The sequence below is a fragment of the Kitasatospora sp. NPDC043950 genome, from assembly GCF_056435345.1.
Genome location: NZ_JBWKER010000009.1, coordinates 69894 through 88511, shown reverse-complemented (window position 1 = coordinate 88511; position 18618 = coordinate 69894). Strand labels below are relative to the sequence as shown.

Here is an 18618-nt window from a genome sequence, read left to right as displayed (position 1 = left end):
GGACACACGGGGCGAGAGGCGCTATCGCGGCGCGGGCACGAGGACGTACCGTGGGCGCTCCCCAAGCCGAGAGGTCGAACCCGTGTCCGAGGAGGCCCTGCCGTTCTTCGTCTACGGCACCCTGCGCAGCGGCGGCCGCAACCACGCCGCCCACCTGGCCGGACGCTGCGCCGACATCCGCCCGGCCGTGCTGGACGGCGCCACGCTGCACGACGGCCCCGGGTACCCGTACGCGGTGCCGGACGCGACGCCCGGGCGCCGGATCGTGGGCGAGCTGATCACCGTACGGCCCGGCGCGTACGCCGGAGCGCTCGCGGCGCTGGACCGGCTGGAGGACTGCCGGGCGGACGGGACCGGCCTGTACGTACGGCGGCGGCTGCCGGTGCGGACGGCGGCGGGCGAGGTGCGGGAGGCCTGGGTGTACTTCGCCGGGCCCGTCGTCGAGAGCCGGCTGCGGGAGCGGCCCGCGGTGATCGACTCGGGGGACTGGGCGGACCGGTAGCGGGGGACGGGCGGGAGACGACCGGCCGGATACCGCCAGGTAGGCTGCCCCGACAGTTGTTCTCTCTACTCACGGCGCCCGCCGAACGACAAGGAGCCACCCGGTGCCCGAGCTGCCACCCCCGATCACCGTCGTCGGGATCGGGGCCGACGGCTGGCCCGGCCTCTCCACCATCGGCCGCGCCGCCCTGCGGGCAGCCGAGGTGGTCGTCGGCGGCCCCCGGCAGCTGAACCTCCTCCCCCACGACGAGGTCGCCGCCGAGCGCGTCCCGTGGCCGTCCCCCCTGCGCCCGGCCGTCCCCGAACTGTTCGCCGCGCACGCGGACCGCCGGGTCGCCGTCCTGGCCAGCGGCGACCCGATGTTCCACGGCATCGGCCGCACCCTCGCCGAGACGGTCGGCGCCGGGCGACTGCGCGTCCTGCCGCACCCCTCCTCCGTCTCCCACGCCTGCGCCCGACTCGGCTGGCCGCTGGAGTCCACCGAGGTGGTCAGCCTGGTCGGCCGCCCGCTGGACACCCTCGCCCTGGCCCTGAACCCCGGCCGCCGCCTGCTCGTGCTGAGCGCCGACGCCACGACCCCGGCCGCCGTCGCCGCGCTGCTCACCGCGCGCGGCTACGGCGCCGCCCGCCTGCGCGTGCTCGAACAGCTCGGCGGCCCGACCGAACGACAGCTCGACGGCACCGCCGACGGCTGGCCGCACCCGCCCGGCGACCCCCTGAACGTCATCGCGGTCGACCTCGGCGACGGCCCCCGCAGCTCGCTCGTCCCCGGCCTGCCCGACGCCGCCTACGAGAGCGACGGCCAGCTCACCAAACGGCACGTGCGCGCCGCCACCCTCGCCGCCCTCGCCCCCTCCCCCGGCGAACTGCTCTGGGACGTCGGCGGCGGCTCCGGCTCGATCGCCGTCGAGTGGCTGCGCGCGCACCGCGACTGCCGGGCCGTCAGCATCGAACGCGACCCGGTGCGGGCCGAGCGGATCGCCCGCAACGCCGCCGCCCTGGGCGTGCCACGACTGCGCGTGGTGACCGGTCCGGCCCCCGCCGCGCTCGCCGAACTCCCCACCCCCGACGCGGTGTTCATCGGCGGCGGCCTCACCGCGACCGGTCTGCTGGACAGTTGCTGGGCCGCCCTGCGGCCGGGCGGCCGGCTGGTCGCCAACACCGTGACGCTGGAATCCGAGGCGCTGCTCACCGAGTGGTACCGGCGCCACGGCGGGGAGCTCGTCAAGCTCGCCGTCGCGCACGCCGTCCCGGTGGGCGGCTTCACCGGGTGGCGGCAGGCCATGCCGGTCACCCAGTGGTCCGCCGTCAAGCCCAACACCCCTCAGGAGAACGCGTCGTGACCGTCCACTTCATCGGAGCCGGCCCCGGCGCCGCCGACCTGATCACCCTGCGCGGCCAGCGCCTCCTGGCCCGCGCCGAGGTCTGCCTCTACGCCGGCAGCCTGGTGCCGCGCGAACTGCTCGACGAATGCCCGCCCGGCGCCCGCCTCGTCGACACCGCGCAGCTCAACCTGGACCAGATCATCGCCGAGCTGGTCCGCGCGCACCAAGCCGGACAGGACGTGGCCCGGCTGCACTCCGGCGACCCGTCCGTCTTCTCCGCCGTCGCCGAGCAGATGCGCCGCCTCGACGCGGCCGGCGTGCCGTACGAGATCGTCCCCGGCGTGCCCGCCTTCGCCGCCGCAGCGGCCGCGCTCAAGCGGGAGCTGACCGTCCCGACCGTCGGCCAGACCATCATCCTCACCCGGATCGCCAAGCGCGCCACCCCGATGCCCGAGGGCGAGGACCTGGCCACCCTCGGCCGCAGCGGCGCCCTGCTGGTACTGCACCTGGCCGCCGGATACGTGGACGACGTCGTCGAGCAACTGCTCCCGCACTACGGCGCCGACTGCCCGGCCGCCGTCGTCGCGATGGCCAGCCGGCCGGACGAGCTGGTGCTGCGCGGCACCCTCGCCGACATCGCCGGGCAGGTCAAGGCCTCGGGCGTGGTGCGCACCGCCGTCATCCTGGTCGGACGGACGCTGGCCGCCGAACAGTTCCGCGACAGCCACCTCTACTCGGCGGAGCGCGAACGCCCGCACGAGCCCTGCGGGGCGTGAACCCCATGACCCGGCACGTCCTGATCCTCGGCGGGACGACGGAGGGGCGGGCGCTGGCCGCCGCACTCGCCGAGCTGCCGTCCCTGCGGGTCACCAGTTCGCTGGCCGGCCGGGTCGCCCAACCCCGGCTGCCCGCCGGAGAGGTGAGGATCGGCGGCTTCGGCGGCCCCGAGGGGCTGGCCGACTGGCTGCGCGGCGAACGGGTCGACGCGGTCGTCGACGCCACCCACCCGTTCGCCGCCGGGATGTCCCGCAACGCGGCCCTCGCGGCGGCGGCCACCGGCGTACCGCTGCTGGTGCTACGCCGCCCCGGCTTCGCACCGGTCGCCGGGGACCGCTGGCTCCCCGTCCCCTCGCTCGCCGCCGCGGCCGAACTCCTGCCCGGCCTCGGGCGACGGGTCTTCCTCACCACCGGGCGACAGGGCATCGCCACCTTCGCCCACCTCGACGGGGTCCACTTCCTCGCCCGGTCAGTCGACCCGCCCGAGCCCCCGTTGCCACCGTCCTTCGAAGTCCTGCTGGACCGGGGGCCGTTCACGCTCGACGGCGAACGGGCACTCCTGCGCGAGCACCGCATCGACGTCGTGGTCACCAAGGACAGCGGCGGCGCCGCGACCGCACCCAAACTCACCGCCGCACGCGAACTCCACCTGCCCGTGGTCATCGTGCGGCGTCCGCCGGTCCCGGACGGCGTACCGGTGGCCCCGGACGTACCGGGCGCGGTGCGGTGGTTGCAGCACCTGCGCTAGAACGGCGGGTCGGGTCGGCCGAACCGACCGGGCCCGGGCGGACCGACCGGGCCGACCGGGCCGACCGGGCCGACCGGGCCGCGAGAAATTACCGGGCGGGTTTCGGCGCCGCACCGGCAGGATGGGCCGATGGCAGACGATCACCGCACCACGACCCTGCGCACGGCCGACGAACGGGCCACCCTGGCCAGCTTCCTGGACTACCAGCGCGACACGCTCGCGTTGAAGTGCGCCGACCTCACCCCCGAACAGCTCCGCATCCGGGCCCTCGAACCCTCCGGCCTCTCCCTGCTCGGGCTGGTCCGCCACCTCGCCGAGGTGGAGCGCAGCTGGTTCCGCAACGTCCTCAACGACGAGGCCCGGCCCGGCTTCTGGAAGAACCCCGACGGCTCCTTCGCCGAGTTCGACGCCGACACCGCCGACCCGGACGAGGCCTTCGCGGTCTGGCGCCGCGAGTGCGACCACGCCCGGCAACTCGTCGCGGCCACCGAGTCGTTGGACGTTCTGGGGCACTACGGCGAGGAGGTCTTCTCGCTGCGCTGGATCCTCACCCACATGATCGAGGAGTACGCCCGCCACAACGGCCACGCCGACCTCCTGCGCGAACACCTCGACGGCACCACCGGCGAGTAACCGAAACGGCCGACCAGCCCCAACGCGTGGGGCCGGTCGGCCATCCGACTGCCATTCGGATCCGGATCGGATCAGATGTCGCGGAAGGTCTCGATCTGCGCGCCGATGGAGTTGAGGCGCTCGGCGAGGTCCTCGTAGCCGCGGTTGATGACGTAGACGTTGCGCAGGACGGAGGTGCCCTGGGCGGCGAGCATCGCGAGGAGGATGACGACCGCGGGGCGGAGCGCCGGCGGGCACATCATCTCGGCGGCGCGCCAGCGGGTGGGGCCCTGGACCAGGACGCGGTGCGGGTCGAGGAGCTTGACGTCGGCGCCGAGGCGGGTCAGCTCGGTGAGGTAGATCGCACGGTTGTCGTAGACCCAGTCGTGGATCATCGTGGTGCCGTGGGCGGCCGCGGCGATGGCCGCGAAGAACGGCACGTTGTCGATGTTGATGCCGGGGAACGGCATCGGGTGGATGGTGTCGATCGGCGCGGTCAGCTTGGACGGGCGCACGGTGAGGTCGACCAGGCGGGTGTGGCCGTTGTGGGCCCGGTACTCGGGGGTCCGGTCGTAGTCGAGGCCCATCCCCTCCAGCACCGCGAGTTCGATCTCCAGGAACTCGATCGGCACCCGGCGGATCGTCAGCTCGGAGGAGGTGACGACGGCGGCGGCGAGCAGGCTCATCGCCTCCACCGGGTCCTCGGCCGGGGTGTAGTCGACGTCGCAGGTGATCTCCGGGACGCCGTGGACGGTGAGGGTGGTGGTGCCGATGCCCTCGATCCGCACGCCCAGCTTCTCCAGGAAGAAGCACAGGTCCTGGACCATGTAGTTGGGCGAGGCGTTGCGGATGACGCTGACGCCGTCGTGCCGGGCGGCGGCCAGCAGGGCGTTCTCGGTGACGGTGTCCCCGCGCTCGGTCAGCACGATCGGACGGTCCAGCGGGGTGCCCGGCTCGACCGAGGCGTGGTAGGCGCCGCCGGTGGTGGCGACCTCCAGCCCGAAGCGGCGCAGCGCGGTCAGGTGCGGCTCGACGGTGCGGGTGCCGAGGTCGCAGCCGCCCGCGTACGGGATGGCGAAGCGGCTGGCGCGGTGCATCAGCGGGCCGAGGAACATCAGCACGCTGCGGGTGCGGCGGGCCGCCTCGACGTCCATCGCCGCGAGGTCGAGCTCGGCGGGCGGGGTGAGTTCGAGGTCGCGGCCGTCGTTGGTCCAGCGGCTCTTGACGCCGATGCTGGTGAGCACCTCGAGGATGCGGTAGACCTCTTCGATCCGGGCGACGCTGCGCAGCGTGGTGCGTCCGGTGGTCAGCAGTGAGGCGCAGAGGATCGCGACGCAGGCGTTCTTGCTGCTGCGGACGTCGATGGCGCCGGAGAGTCGGGTGCCGCCGGCGACCCGCAGGTGCATCGGGCCGGAGTAGCCGAGGGAGACGATCTCGCTGTCGAGGGCTTCGCCGATGCGCGCGATCATCTCAAGGCTGACGTTCTGCTTGCCCTGCTCGATGCGGTTGACCGCGCTCTGGCTGGTGCCGAGGGCCTCGCCGAGCTGCGCCTGGGACCAGCCGCGGTGCTGGCGGGCGGTACGGATGAGGGTGCCGATACGGGTGAGGTAGTCGCCTGTCACTCGCCAGACCATATCTCATGGTTGAGATGACAACAGAGCCGGGGGTGGGTGCGACACTCCTTTTGTCCGTTTCTCGCCCCGTATGAACGTCAGATCTTCACATCACCAGGCGGTATTGCCGCGATTCTGTGAGAGCGTCACGGCCCGAGCGGCTCCGCCCGGCCGACGACGGTGCCCGCGCGGTCGATGCAGATGACGTCCACCGCCACCGGCGAACCGACCAGCACGCCGAGCGCCGTCGCCCGCGCCGCCTCGGCGACCAGATCGCCCAGCGGCACCCCGGCCGCCCGGCACAACTGCACCGCCTCCAACCCGGTGTTGGCGGCGGCCACCGCCTCGGCCAACACCCCGTCGGCCCCGCCGCGCCGCGCCAGTTCTGCCAGGTACCCCTTGTCCACCTGGGAGCGCGCCGAGTGCAGGTCGAGGTGGCCGGCGGCGAGCTTGGACAGCTTGGCGAAGCCGCCCGCGATCGTCAGCCGGGGCACCGGGTGGCGCTTGAGGTACTTGAGGACGGCGCCCGCGAAGTCGCCCATGTCGAGCAGCGCGTCCTCGGGCAGTCCGTGCACGGCGACGGCGACCTTCTCGGAGGTCGAGCCGGTACAGCCGGCCACGTGGGTGCGGCCCGCCGCCCGGGCCACGTCCACGCCGCGGCGGATGGAGTCGATCCAGGCGGAGCAGGAGTAGGGGACGACGATGCCGGTGGTGCCGAGGATGGACAGGCCCCCGAGGATGCCCAGCCGTGGATTCCAGGTGGAACGGGCGATCTCCTCGCCGTGGTCCACGGAGATCTCGACCACCACGTCCCCGCTGCCGCCGTGCGCGGCGGCCACCTCCGCCACGGCGTCGCGGATCATCTGCCGGGGCACCGGGTTGATCGCGGGCTCGCCGACGGGCAGCGGCAGGCCCGCCTTGGTGACCGTCCCCACCCCCGGTCCGGCCCGGAACACCACTCCGGCGCCGGGCTCGCCGACCCGCACCGTCGAGCGGATCAGCGCGCCGTGGGTGACGTCGGGATCGTCGCCGGCGTCCTTGACCACGGCGGCCATCGCGCTCGCCGGCTCGGGCGGGACGGCGGCTCGACCTCCGGCCGCGAGGACTCCGGCGGCCAGTCCCCCGGCCCTGGGGGCGAGTTCCTCGGCGGTGAGCTCCTCGGCGGCGAGGGCGAAGGCCGGCTGCTGGCCCTTGGGGAGGGTGATGGTCACCGGGTCCGGGAACTCGCCGGTGAGCAGCGCGGTGTACGCGGCCTTGGTGGCGGCGGTGGCGCAGGCGCCCGTGGTCCAGCCGTGCCGCAGGCCGCTGCTCTTCAGCTGGCCGGCCCGGCCCCCGGCCTCGGCCGCCGCTTCGGCCCCGGCCTTGCCCCCGGCCTCGACTCCCGCTTCGGCTCCCGCTTCGGCTCCCGCTTCGGCCACCTGCGTCTCGCTTCCGACTCCGTTGAGGTGCGGCCGCACCGACCGTCGGTACCGATTTTCCCCCATTCGCCTGACCGCGCCCCGACCGGGGGCGGTCAGCAGGGCCCCGCGACCCGGTGTCCGAGTCGGGGAGTGGCCGCTGCCCCGCGTTCCCGAAGAGTTCTCCGCACGGGCCTCGCACCTCGTGCCTACCAGTGAGTAATCTGGCGGTCCGCCAGAGGCGGGTTCATGACACGGGGTCCGGTGTCCGGGTTGTCCGGCCGGGCCATCAGCATGTGGGGGTTCTTGTGGCAGGGATGAGTCGGCGCACGTTCCTCACCGGTACGTCGGTGGCCGCCGCCTGGTCGGCCTTGTCGCTGGGCGGCGGGCAGTTCGCCTCGGCGGCGGAGCGCGAGCGCGCACTGGCGGCCACCGCCGCGCGGGCGGTCAGGACGACAGGCACCACGCTCGACCAGGTGGCCACGCCCGTCGGCACCGGCGGGTACAAGCGACTGACGGCCGGGCCGGGCTGGCCGCTGGTGGTACGCGGCGACCTGGCGGCGCCGGGCACCGGGCGGGACGACCGGCGGACCGGGCTGGCCAGCTTCGTCCAGTTCAGCGACCTGCACCTGGTGGACACCGAGTCCCCGGTGCGATTCGAGTACCTGGCCCGGTTCAACGGCAGCGCGTACCGACCGCAGGAGGCCCTGAACGCCCGCGGCGTCTCGGCCCTCGTCGAGCGGGTCAACGCGCTCGACGGCGGCCCCTACACCGGGATGCCGTTCAGCATGGTGATGGCCACCGGCGACAACACCGACAACCACGAGCAGGCCGAACTCGACTGGTACCTCACCGTCATGGGCGGCGGCCGACTCGCCCAGAACACCGGCGACCCGAACCGCTACGAAGGCGTGCAGAACTCGGGCAACGCCGCCTACTGGAACCCCGAACTCACCTACAGCGACGGCTACAAGGCGAAGGGCTTCCCGCAGATACCGGGCTTCCTCGACGCCGCCGGCCGGCCGTTCGACGCGCCGGGCCTGCGTACGCCCTGGTACACGACAGTCGGCAACCACGACGACAGCCTTGAGGGTTCGCTGCCGGACCTCGGGCTGCTGAACGACCTCTACACCGGCCAGTACAAGCTGGAGGGCTGCAACGACGCGGACGCGGCCCAGCTGATGGACTCGCTGCGCCGCGACCCGGCCGGCGCCGCGCTCCTGCTCGCGAAGCTGCTCGCGAGCGGCGACGCGGTGCGCCGGATCACCCCGGACGAGCGCCGACGGCCGTTCACGCTCAAGGAGTTCGCCAAGGCCCACCTGAACCCGGCGCACACCGGCGCCGGCCCGTACGGGCACGGTTTCACCTCGGACATGGTGGGCAGCGGCAGGCTCTACTACACCTTCCGCATCTCGGAGAAGGTGGTCGGCATCAGCCTGGACACCACCAACCAGGCCGGATTCGCGGACGGTTCACTGGGCACCGCGCAACTGCGCTGGCTGGAGCAGCAGTTGAAGGCGCACAGCGGGCACTGGTACGACACCGACGGACGCAAGGTGACGGGCGGCAGCACGGACGAGGTGATCCTCCTGTTCAGCCACCACACGAGCACCACCATGGGCAACCTGCTGCCCGACCCGCGCAACATCTTCGAGAAGCGGCACGACGGCAACGAACTGGTGGCGCTGCTCCAGCGCTACCCGAACGTGATCGCGTGGGTGAACGGGCACACCCACATGAACAAGGTCACGGCGCACGGCCACGCCGTGCCGGAGCGGGCGTTCTGGGAGATCAACACCGCCTCGCACATCGACTACCCGCAGCACGGGCGCATCATCGAGATCGCGGACAACGGGGACGGCACGCTCTCCCTGTTCACGACGCTGATCGAGTCCTCCGCACCGTACGGCACGGACTTCGGCAGCGCCTCGGACGCCAACCTCGCCGCGCTGTACCGCGAACTGTCGTACAACGACCCGAACGGCCGGCCGGCGGCGCTGCTGGGCGCGGGCGAGGACCACAACACGGAGCTGGTGATCGCCAAGCCGACCCGGTGACGGAGGCAGCGGCGAACAAGTAACAGAAAACAGATGACAGCTAACAGATGATGAAATCTGTTAGCTGTCATCTGTCAGTCGTCGCCCGCTACTCCTCCGGGTACCGCCGCGGCGTCCAGACGACCTCCACGCCGCCGCCCCGCTCGACCGCCCGGGTCTGCGAGGAGCCGATCAGCAGGATCGTCCGCATGTCGACCAGCGCCGGATCCAGCTCGCCCAACCGGACGATCCGCACGCGCTCGGTCGGCCCGCCGACGTCGCGCGCCATCACCACCGGCGTCTCGGGCGCGCGGTACTCCAGCAGTAGGTCCCGGGCGAGGGCGACCTGCGTGGTGCGCGACTTCGAGCCCGGGTTGTAGAGCGCGAGCACCAGGTCCGCCTCGGCCGCCGCGTGCAGCCTGCGGGCCACCACGTCCCAGGGCTTGAGCCGGTCCGACAGCGACACCACCGCGTAGTCGTGCCCGAGCGGGGCGCCGGCCCGGGAGGCGGCCGCGTGGGCCGCGGTCATCCCCGGGACGATCCGCACCGGGACGTCCCGGTAGGCCTCCTCGCAGGCGACCTCCAGGACGGCGGTGGCCATCGCGAAGACGCCCGGGTCGCCCGAGGACACCACCGCGACCTTGTGCCCGCGGCGGGCCAGTTCGAGGGCGTACTCGGCGCGCTCCGACTCCACCTTGTTGTCCGAAGCGTGCCGCCGCTGCCCCGGCCGCTCGGGCACCCGGTCCAGGTAGGTGGTGTAGCCGACCAGGTCGGTCGCCTCGGCCAGGACGCCGCGCGCCTCGGGGGTGAGCCAGAGCGGCCCGGCCGGACCGGTGCCGATGACGGCCACCGCGCCGGCACCGTCCGTCCGCCGCTCCACCGGCTCCAGCGGCGCGACCTTGCTCGGCAGCACCGCCACCGAGAAGTACGGGACGGTCTCGCCCTCGACCTCCGCGAGCGGCAGGATGCGCTCCCCGTCCATGAACGCGCGCTCGACGTACTGCGCGTCGTCGAGCCGTCCGGCCCGCTCCAGCGCCCGCCGGACGGCCGGGAAGGTGCGCCCCAGCTTCATGATCACGGCGGAGTCGGCGGCGGCGATCCGCGCCGTCAGCTCCTCCTCGGGCAGCGTGCCCGGGATGACGGTGAGCGTCTCCTCGGCCTCGGTCAGCGGCTGGCCGAGCCGGGCGGCCGCGGCGCTGACGGAGGTCACACCCGGCACCACCTCGGTCGGGTAGCGGTGCGCGAGCCGCTTGTGCATGTGCTGGTACGAGCCGTAGAACAGCGGGTCGCCCTCGGCGAGGACCACGACGTCGCGGCCGGCGTCCAGGTGGGCGGCCAGCCGGGCGGCGGCCTCCTCGTAGAAGTCGTCCAGCGCGCCCCGGTAGCCGCCCGGGTGGTCGGTGGTCTCGACCGTGATCGGGTAGACCAGCTTCTCCTCTACCTGACCACCCGTCAGATAGCGCTCGGCGATCGAACGGGCGATGGACCGGCCGTGCCGGGCACTGTGGTAGGCCACCACGTCGGCCTTGCCGATGAGTTCGGCCGCCCGGACGGTCACCAGCGACGGGTCGCCGGGGCCGAGCCCGACGCCGTAGAGCCGGCCGACACCAGGGGTCTGACGATCCGTCACTCTTCTTCGCTCGCAATCGCGTTGACGGCGGCGGCGGCGATCGCGCTGCCACCGCGCCGGCCGCGCACCACCAGGTGCTCCAGGCCGGACGGGTGCTCGGCCAGGGCCTGCTTGGATTCGGCGGCGCCGATGAAGCCGACCGGGACGCCGATCACCGCGGCCGGGCGCGGCGCACCGGCCTCGATCATCTCCAGCAGCCGGAACAGCGAGGTCGGCGCGTTGCCGACGGCCACCACCGCGCCCTCCAGCCGGGGCAGCCACAGTTCCATGGCGGCGGCGCTGCGGGTGTTGCCCATCTTCCGGGCGAGTTCCGGCACGGACGGGTCGGTGAGGGTGCACACGACCTCGTTGTCGGCGGGCAGCCGCTTGCGGGTGACGCCGCTCGCCACCATGTTCACGTCGCACAGGATCGGCGCCCCGGCCCGCAGCGCCGCGCGCGCGGAGGCGACCACGCCCGGCGAGTACACCAGGTCCTCGACCAGGTCGACCATCCCGCAGGCGTGGATCATCCGCACCGCGACCTGGGAGACGTCCGCCGGGAGGGCGGCCAGGTCGGCCTCCGCACGGATGGTGGCAAAGGACTGGCGGTAGATGGACGCGCCGTCCTTCTCGTACTCGATCACTTCGTGGTCCTCCTGGCCTCGGCGACCGCCTCGGCCATCTCCTCGTTCGTCACGTCCACGGCCGCCCCGGCGGACGCCGGACCGTTCACCGTCACCCGGTAGCCCTGCCCAGTGGCGAGCACGTCCACCCACCGCCCGGCCGGATGACCGCAGCGCCGTTCACACCCCGACCAGTGCACCGGGAGACCGGCGGCCGGAAGGCCCATAACCGGCGGGCTCCCGGCGACGGCCGCCGCATCGAGCGCCCGCGCCGCGTCGGCCCGGACGTCGGCCCGCGAGTTGGCGCACCCCGGCAGCCCGGTGCAGGCGGTGGCCCGCTCCCAGGGCGAGCCGGGCGCGGTCCGGAACCCGGCCGCCGCCAGCGCGGGCAGCCGGTCGGCCGGCGCCCCCGGCAGCACCGCGCCGCGCCAGGGCGTCAGCCGGATCTCCCCGGCGCAGGCGCCCGCGAGTTCCCGCCACTGCGCGGCACCGGCCCGGCCGAAGCGCATGCCCACCGACAGCCCGCCCGCCACGGCCCCGCCCGCCACCGTGGCGAGCGGGCCGACCGTCCGGACCACACCGGCCGTAGGGACCACGCCGACCGCGGGCGCGGCCCCGGCGAAAGCGGGCACCGGCACGGGCCCGGCCGGCAGCAGCTCGGGGACCTCGCGCAGGTGCCAGGCCTTGCGCCCGCTCTCCCGCAGCACGTCCAGGAAGGTCCGGGCCGCGTCGAGCACGGCCGTCACCTCCTGCCCTGCCGGCACCGGACGCCCGTGGGCGGCCCGTCCGAGGCGCAGCAGCGCCGACCCGTCCGGGCCTGCGATCAATGTCACATCGGCGTCGAACGCGGCGACGTCGCCCCGCCCGTCGTCCAGCGCGAACAGGAACTTGCCGGAGAGTCCGGCCGCCCAGTCGCTCGCGCACAGCCGCGCGTCCAGCTCCCGCACCCAGGCCTGCACGTCGGCGAAGCCGTGTCCGTCGAGCCCGGCGAGCGGGGAGGCCACGATGTTGCGGACCCGTTCGTGCGTGTCCGAGGGCAGCAGGCCGACGGCGCGCAGCCGTTCGGCGAGTTCGGCCCCGCAGTGCGAAGCCAGGCCGCGGAGTTGGACGTTGCCGCGGGAGGTGGTCTCCAGTTCGCCGTCGCCGAGCGCCTCGGCGGCGTCGGCCAGCGCCAGCGCCTGACGGACCGTCAGCAGGCCGCCGGGCAGGCGGACCCGGGCCAGGGCGCCGTCGTCGGCCGGGTGTAGACGAAGGGCCCCTGGGCAGGCGTCCGCGCGCCCCCGGTCGGGCACCGCGGCGCCCGGCGCGGTGGCGTCGGGTGTCGGTGGCATGGCCGCGAGCATACAGATGATCCGATCGGTTGCCTTTGTCCGTCGCCTCACACCCCGGGCGCTCCGGGCGGCCTCCCCGGGATCGCCCTCCCCCAGGTCAGCCGCACCCCGTACGATGCTGGCGGACGGTCCCCGCGGGCCGTCCGCACGCCAGCGACGGCGCAGGGGAGGAAACCGGTGCAAGCCCGGTGCGGTCCCGCCACTGTGACCGCGGTTCACCGGGAGACCGGACGGCCGCGGGAGCCAGGAACTCCTGCCGTCCTCCACCGGCCCGGGGCGCGGACCCCGAGGAAGGCTCGAAGAGCAATGCGCTGCCGCATGCCCGCGCCCGGGTCCCCGGGCGCCTCACGCCCGCCCGACTCCGGGCGCTTCGCCGACGCCTCGGCGCCCCTTCGGTCGCCGGCCACGCGCCGTCGCTCGCTTTCGTCCGCCAGATGCCACGCGCCTTCGTCCGCCGCGCACCACGCGTTTTCGTCCGTCGCTCGTCACTCGTCACTTTCCACGCCGGCGCGCCCTTCGGCTCGGGGCGGCTCCGAGGCCGGGAGGGCCTTCGCATGATCCTGCTGCTGTCGACGTCCGACACCGACCTGCTCAGTGCCCGCGCCGCCGAGGGCCCGGTCCGCTACCGGCTCGGCAACCCGGCCCGGCTCACACCCGAGGACCTGCCCGCGCTGCTGGAGGGCACCGACCTCGTCGTGGTCCGCCTGCTCGGCGGTCGCCGCGCCTGGCAGGAGGGCCTGGACACGCTGCTGGCCGGCCCCCGCCCGGTGATCGTGCTGACCGGTGAACAGGCCCCCGACGCCCAGCTGATGGAGCTGTCCACCGTCCCGGCCGGCATCGCCGCCGAGGCGCACGCCTACCTCGCGCACGGCGGCGCCGCCAACCTCGCCGAGCTGGCCGCCTTCCTCTCCGACACCGTGCTGCTGACCGGCCACGGCTTCGCCCCGCCCGCCTCCGCCCCGGCCTGGGGGCCGCTGGAGCGCGAAGCCCGTACGCAGGACGGCCCGACGGTCGCGGTGCTCTACTACCGCGCCCACCACATGAGCGGCAACACCGCCTTCGTCGAGACGCTCTGCCGGGCGATCGAGGACCAGGGCGCGCAGGCCAGGGCCTACTACTGCGCCTCGCTGCGCGGCGCCGAGCCCGAACTGCTGGCCGCGCTCGGCGAGGCCGACGCGCTCGTCACCACCGTGCTCGCCGCCGGCGGCACCCGCCCGGCGGACGCGCAGGCCGGCGGCGACGAGGAGGCCTGGGACGCGGGCGCGCTCGCCGCCCTGGACCGGCCGATCCTCCAGGCGCTCTGCCTCACCTGGTCACGCGCCCAGTGGGAGGCCAGCGACGACGGCCTGTCCCCGCTGGACACCGCCACCCAGATCGCGGTGCCGGAGTTCGACGGCCGGCTGATCAGCGTCCCGTTCTCCTTCAAGGAGCTGGACGAGGACGGCCTCACCGTCTACGCCGCCGACCCGGAGCGCGCCGCCCGGGTGGCCGGCACCGCCGTCAAGCACGCCCGGCTGCGGCACATCCCGGCCGCCGAGCGCCGCCTCGCGCTCGTGCTGTCCGCCTACCCGACCAAGCACGCCCGGGTCGGCAACGCCGTCGGCCTGGACACCCCGGCCAGCGCGATCCGCCTGCTGAACCGGCTGCGCGCGGAGGGCATGGACCTGGGTTCGGACCTCCCCGGGGTGGACGGAACGAACGGGGACGGCCACGACGGCTCCCACGACGCGTCCTCCGACGGCTCCCGCAAGGGCTCCCACGACGCGTCCCAGGACTCCTCGCTCGACGCCTCCCACGAGGGCGACGCCCTGATCCACGCCCTGATCGCCGCCGGCGGCTACGACCAGGACTGGCTCACCGAGGACCAGCTGGCCCGCAACCCGGTGCGCATCCCCGCCGCCGACTACCGCCGCTGGTACGCCACGCTCCCCCAGGCGCTGCGCGAGCAGGTCGAGGAGCACTGGGGCCCGGCCCCCGGCGAGCTCTACGTCGACCGCTCGCAGAACCCGGACGGCGACATCGTGCTGGCCGCGATCCGCTCCGGGAACCTGCTCGTCCTGATCCAGCCGCCGCGCGGCTTCGGCGAGAACCCCGTCGCCATCTACCACGACCCCGACCTGCCGCCGAGCCACCACTACCTGGCCGCCTACCGCTGGATCGAGGTCGCGCAGGCCGACGGCGGGTTCGGCGCGCACGCCGTCATCCACCTCGGCAAGCACGGAAACCTGGAGTGGCTGCCCGGCAAGACCGCCGCGCTGTCCGCCGAGTGCGGCCCGGACGCCGTCCTGGGCGATCTGCCGCTGATCTACCCGTTCCTGGTCAACGACCCGGGCGAGGGCACCCAGGCCAAGCGCCGCGCCCACGCCACCCTGGTCGACCACCTCGTCCCGCCGATGGCCCGCGCCGACTCCTACGGCGACATCGCCCGCCTGGAGCAGCTGCTGGACGAGCACTCCAACATCGCCGCGATGGACCCGGCCAAGCTGCCCGCGATCCGCGCGCAGATCTGGACCCTCATCCAGGCCGCCAAGCTGGACCACGACCTCGGCCTGGACGAGCGCCCCGAGGACGACGGCTTCGACGACTTCCTGCTGCACGTCGACGGCTGGCTGTGCGAGATCAAGGACGCCCAGATCCGCGACGGCCTGCACGTCCTCGGCCAGGCGCCGGCCGGCACCGACCGGGTCAACATCGTGCTCGCCATCCTGCGCGCCCGCCAGATCTGGGGCGGTGTCAGCGCGCTGCCGGGCCTGCGCGAGGCGCTCGGGCTGGACGAGGCCGCGCTCACCCTCGGGGCCACCGACGCCGCCGAGGCCCAGGCCCGCGCCCTGGTCGAGGCCATGGAGGCGCAGGACTGGGCGGTCGAGGCGGTGGAGAAGGTCGCCGCCGGGCTGCCGGAGGCCGTCCACGAGGTGCTGACCTTCGCCGCCACCCAGGTGGTGCCGCGACTGGCCGCCACCACCGACGAGCTGGACGCCGTGCTGCACGCGCTGCGCGGCGGCTTCGTCCCGGCCGGGCCGTCCGGCTCGCCGCTGCGCGGCCTGGTCAACGTGCTGCCGACCGGCCGCAACTTCTACTCCGTCGACCCGAAGGCCGTCCCGAGCAAGCTCGCCTGGGAGACCGGCCAGGCGCTCGCCACCTCGCTGGTCGAGCGGTACACCGCCGACAACGACGGCGACTACCCGCCCTCGGTCGGGCTGTCGCTGTGGGGCACCAGCGCGATGCGCACCGCCGGCGACGACATCGCCGAGGCCTTCGCCCTGCTCGGCGTCCGCCCGGTCTGGGACGACGCCTCGCGCCGGGTCACCGGCCTGGAGCCGATCACCCTCGCCGAGCTGGGCCGCCCGCGCATCGACGTGACGCTGCGCATCTCCGGCTTCTTCCGCGACGCCTTCCCGCACGTGGTCGCCCTGCTGGACGACGCGGTGCGCCTGGCCGCCGCCCAGGAGGAGCCCGCGGAGCAGAACTTCGTACGCGCCCACGTCCAGGCCGACCTCGCGGTGCACGGCGACGAGCGCAAGGCCACCGTCCGCGTCTTCGGCTCCCGCCCGGGCACCTACGGCGCGGGCCTGCTCCAGCTGATCGACAGCCGGGACTGGCGCACCGACGCCGACCTGGCCGAGGTGTACACGGTCTGGGGCGGCTACGCCTACGGCCGCGGGCTGGACGGGCGGCCGGCCCGCGAGGAGATGGAGACCGCGTACAAGCGCATCACCGTCGCCGCGAAGAACACCGACACCCGCGAGCACGACATCGCCGACTCGGACGACTACTTCCAGTACCACGGCGGCATGGTGGCCACCGTCCGGGCGCTCACCGGCAAGGCGCCGACCGCCTACATCGGCGACTCGACCCGCCCGGAGACGGTCCGCACCCGGACGCTGACCGAGGAGGCCGCCCGCGTCTTCCGCGCCCGGGTGGTCAACCCGCGCTGGATCGAGGCGATGCGCCGGCACGGGTACAAGGGCGCGTTCGAGATGGCCGCGACGGTGGACTACCTGTTCGGCTACGACGCCACGACGGGCGTGGTCGCGGACTGGATGTACGAGAAGCTCACCCAGGAGTACGTGCTCGACCCGGTCAACCGGGAGTTCCTGACCGGCGCCAACCCGTGGGCGCTGCACGGGATCAGCGAGCGGCTGCTGGAGGCGGCCAGCCGCGGGCTGTGGGAGCAGCCCGACCCGGAGCTGATCGCGCAGTTGCAGGCCGCGTTCCTGGAGACCGAGGGGGACCTGGAGGGCGACGAGGGCTGAGTCACGGGGGTGGCCACCAGTGTTCCCGTAGCCCATTCGGGTGACAGGAACACTGGTGGCGTAGTCCGTCCAAGCGGACAATACGGGGCATGCCCCGCCGCCTCGCCCTCACCAGCCCCGCCCGGCGCACGCCGCACTCCTCGCACCCCGATCACCCCGGGCACTCCGGACACTCCTCGAATCCCGGGCACCCCCGGCGCCCCGAACCTCCCGGGCACCCCGAACACGGCGGGCACCCCGGAAACGGCGGCCACCCGCAGGCGCGCCCGCACCGCTACCGCGCGCGGTTCGGTGCCCTGGCGGCCGGGGCCGTACCGGTGCTCGCCTTCCCGGCGCCGGGGCAGGCCTGGCTGGCATGGGTCGCGCTCGTCCCCGGGATGCTGCTGATGCAGCGCGCGCCCGGCGGGCGGGAGGCGGCGGTGCGCGGGTGGTGGTTCGGGGCGGGCTTCATCCTGACCGCGATGTACTGGCTGGTCCCGTCCATCGGGCCGGGACTACCGGTGCTCGCCGTGCTGTTCGGGGCGCTCCAGGGCGGCTTCGGGTACGCCGTCCACCGGCTGCTGCACCCGCCACTGACCGGCCGTCGGGCACTGCTCGCGCTGCTCGTCGTCCCGGCGGTCTGGGTGACCACCGAGTACGCGCGCTCCTGGGACGCGCTCGGCGGGCCGTGGGCGCTGCTCGGCGCCACCCAGTGGCAGCACCCGGCGATCCTCGGGCTGGCCTCGACCGGCGGGATCTGGCTGGTCAGCGCGGCCGTCGCGGCCGCCAACACCGGGGTGCTGATCGTCCTGACCGCCGTGCACCGGCGGCCGCGCGCCCTCGCGGCGCTGACCACCGTCCTGGTCCTGGCCGCCGGCCCGCTGCTGTTCGCGCTGCGCGACGCCCCCGCCCCGGCCGGGGCGGTCACCGTCGCGCTGGTCCAGCCCGGCATCGTGGACGACCCGCAGGCCCGGTTCGAGGCCAGCGCCCGGGCCACCGCCGCGCTCGGCGGGCAGCCGGTGGACCTGGTCGTCTGGGGCGAGAGCAGCACCACCGCCGACCTCGACCGCGACCCGGCCGCGCTCGACCGGCTGCGCCAACTCTCCACCGTCACGGGGGCCCAGATCATCGCCGGGGAGGACGCCCGCAAGGCGGACGGGCGGATCTCCAAGGACGCGGTGCTGGTCTCCCCCGCGGGCGTGCTGGACCGCTACCGCAAGATCCGGCTGGTGCCCTTCGGCGAGTACATCCCGCTGCGGCCGGTGCTCGGCTGGATCGCCGGCGTCAGCCGGGCGGCCGGCGAGAACCGGGCGCCCGGCACCGCCTTCCACGTCCTGCCGGCCACCGACCGGGCCGGCGGGCCGCTGCCGGTCGGCGCGCTGATCTGCTTCGAGTCGGCCTTCCCCGACCTGGCCCGCACCGCCGCGCGGGACGGCGCCCGGGTGCTGGTCTACCAGTCCTCCACCTCGACCTTCCAGCACACCTGGGCACCCGAACAGCACGTCTCGCTGGCGGCGATCCGGGCCGCCGAGACGGGCCGGCCGGCCGTGCAGGCCTCGCTGACCGGGGTGTCGGCGGCCTTCGACGCGCAGGGCCGCGAGCTCGCCCGGCTCGGTACCGACGGCACCGGAGCGCTGACCGTCCGACTGCCGCTCACCGAGCCCGGGACGCTGACCTGGTACGACCGGATCGGCGACGTGGTGCCGATCGGCGCGCTGCTCGTCACGGCGGGCGCGACGGCGGCGGCGTGGCGCTCCAGCCGCAGTCGGCGCCCGGCGTGAGGGCGGCGGGGTCCTCGGCAGGGGCGTGGGCAG

Annotated in this window: 13 protein-coding genes and 1 riboswitch; of the genes, 8 read left to right on the top strand and 5 right to left on the bottom strand. The window is 74.3% G+C overall.

What is annotated here, in order from left to right; all coding sequences use genetic code 11:
- Nucleotides 1-82 precede the first annotated feature (82 nt).
- From AC07BF_RS08670 to AC07BF_RS08650, 5 genes are all read left to right on the top strand, one after another.
- The gene (locus AC07BF_RS08670) at nt 83-502 is read left to right on the top strand and encodes a gamma-glutamylcyclotransferase family protein (RefSeq protein WP_063350078.1); all 420 of its coding nucleotides are present in this window, start codon (nt 83-85) and stop codon (nt 500-502) included.
- Nucleotides 503-605: 103 nt separating this feature from the next.
- Entirely contained in the window at nt 606-1844 is a 1239-nt protein-coding gene (gene cbiE, locus AC07BF_RS08665; RefSeq protein ID WP_478333108.1) for a precorrin-6y C5,15-methyltransferase (decarboxylating) subunit CbiE, read from the top strand.
- Entirely contained in the window at nt 1841-2602 is a 762-nt protein-coding gene (gene cobM / locus AC07BF_RS08660; RefSeq protein WP_478333107.1) for a precorrin-4 C(11)-methyltransferase, read from the top strand. The genes cbiE and cobM overlap by 4 nt, the downstream gene beginning before the upstream one ends.
- A gap of 5 nt (nt 2603-2607) precedes the next feature.
- Nucleotides 2608-3351: a cobalt-precorrin-6A reductase gene (locus AC07BF_RS08655; RefSeq protein WP_478333106.1), complete on the top strand. Its 744-nt coding sequence runs from the start codon at nt 2608-2610 to the stop codon at nt 3349-3351.
- Nucleotides 3352-3480: 129 nt separating this feature from the next.
- Nucleotides 3481-3984: a DinB family protein gene (locus AC07BF_RS08650; protein ID WP_363630616.1), complete on the top strand. Its 504-nt coding sequence runs from the start codon at nt 3481-3483 to the stop codon at nt 3982-3984.
- A gap of 71 nt (nt 3985-4055) precedes the next feature.
- Here the strand turns inward: AC07BF_RS08650 and AC07BF_RS08645 are convergent, their stop codons facing one another.
- Both AC07BF_RS08645 and AC07BF_RS08640 read right to left on the bottom strand, forming a co-directional pair.
- Nucleotides 4056-5585 carry a UDP-N-acetylglucosamine 1-carboxyvinyltransferase gene (locus AC07BF_RS08645; protein ID WP_363579107.1) on the bottom strand — a complete coding sequence of 510 codons (1530 nt, stop codon included), beginning with the start codon at nt 5583-5585 and terminating at the stop codon, nt 4056-4058.
- 137 nt (nt 5586-5722) lie between these two features.
- Nucleotides 5723-6892: a cobalt-precorrin-5B (C(1))-methyltransferase gene (locus AC07BF_RS08640; RefSeq protein ID WP_478333121.1), complete on the bottom strand. Its 1170-nt coding sequence runs from the start codon at nt 6890-6892 to the stop codon at nt 5723-5725.
- A gap of 398 nt (nt 6893-7290) precedes the next feature.
- Between AC07BF_RS08640 and AC07BF_RS08635 the strand changes: the two genes are divergently transcribed.
- Nucleotides 7291-9030, top strand: coding sequence for a TIGR03767 family metallophosphoesterase (locus AC07BF_RS08635; protein ID WP_478333105.1), 1740 nt, complete (start codon nt 7291-7293; stop codon nt 9028-9030).
- An 88-nt stretch (nt 9031-9118) separates the two neighbouring features.
- Here the strand turns inward: AC07BF_RS08635 and AC07BF_RS08630 are convergent, their stop codons facing one another.
- The 3 genes from AC07BF_RS08630 to AC07BF_RS08620 are packed head-to-tail and all read right to left on the bottom strand — an operon-like array spanning nt 9119 to nt 12572.
- Entirely contained in the window at nt 9119-10639 is a 1521-nt protein-coding gene (locus tag AC07BF_RS08630) for a precorrin-2 C(20)-methyltransferase (RefSeq protein WP_478333104.1), read from the bottom strand.
- A complete protein-coding gene (locus tag AC07BF_RS08625; RefSeq protein ID WP_063350072.1) occupies nt 10636-11262 on the bottom strand; it encodes a precorrin-8X methylmutase in 627 nt (208 codons plus the stop codon). Before AC07BF_RS08625 ends, AC07BF_RS08630 begins: the two co-directional genes overlap by 4 nt.
- Nucleotides 11259-12572: a hypothetical protein gene (locus tag AC07BF_RS08620; RefSeq protein WP_400843578.1), complete on the bottom strand. Its 1314-nt coding sequence runs from the start codon at nt 12570-12572 to the stop codon at nt 11259-11261. The genes AC07BF_RS08625 and AC07BF_RS08620 overlap by 4 nt, the downstream gene beginning before the upstream one ends.
- A gap of 167 nt (nt 12573-12739) precedes the next feature.
- Nucleotides 12740-12825, top strand: a riboswitch (cobalamin riboswitch).
- Nucleotides 12826-13126: 301 nt separating this feature from the next.
- On the opposite strand from AC07BF_RS08620, the gene cobN reads away from it, so the two are divergent.
- Both cobN and lnt read left to right on the top strand, forming a co-directional pair.
- A complete protein-coding gene (cobN, locus tag AC07BF_RS08615) occupies nt 13127-16825 on the top strand; it encodes a cobaltochelatase subunit CobN (RefSeq protein ID WP_363579119.1) in 3699 nt (1232 codons plus the stop codon).
- Between the two features lie 89 nt (nt 16826-16914).
- A complete protein-coding gene (gene lnt, locus AC07BF_RS08610) occupies nt 16915-18585 on the top strand; it encodes an apolipoprotein N-acyltransferase (protein ID WP_363579121.1) in 1671 nt (556 codons plus the stop codon).
- Nucleotides 18586-18618 lie beyond the last annotated feature (33 nt).

Excerpts from the sequence above, each read along its gene's own strand:
- AC07BF_RS08655 (WP_478333106.1), top strand. The coding sequence starts at position 2,608 with ATGACCCGGCACGTCCTGATCCTCGGCGGGACGACGGAGGGGCGGGCG.
- AC07BF_RS08650 (WP_363630616.1), top strand. The coding sequence starts at position 3,481 with ATGGCAGACGATCACCGCACCACGACCCTGCGCACGGCCGACGAACGG.
- AC07BF_RS08635 (WP_478333105.1), top strand. The coding sequence starts at position 7,291 with ATGAGTCGGCGCACGTTCCTCACCGGTACGTCGGTGGCCGCCGCCTGG.
- AC07BF_RS08620 (WP_400843578.1), bottom strand. The coding sequence starts at position 12,572 with ATGCCACCGACACCCGACGCCACCGCGCCGGGCGCCGCGGTGCCCGAC.
- cobN (WP_363579119.1), top strand. The coding sequence starts at position 13,127 with ATGATCCTGCTGCTGTCGACGTCCGACACCGACCTGCTCAGTGCCCGC.
- lnt (WP_363579121.1), top strand. The coding sequence starts at position 16,915 with ATGCCCCGCCGCCTCGCCCTCACCAGCCCCGCCCGGCGCACGCCGCAC.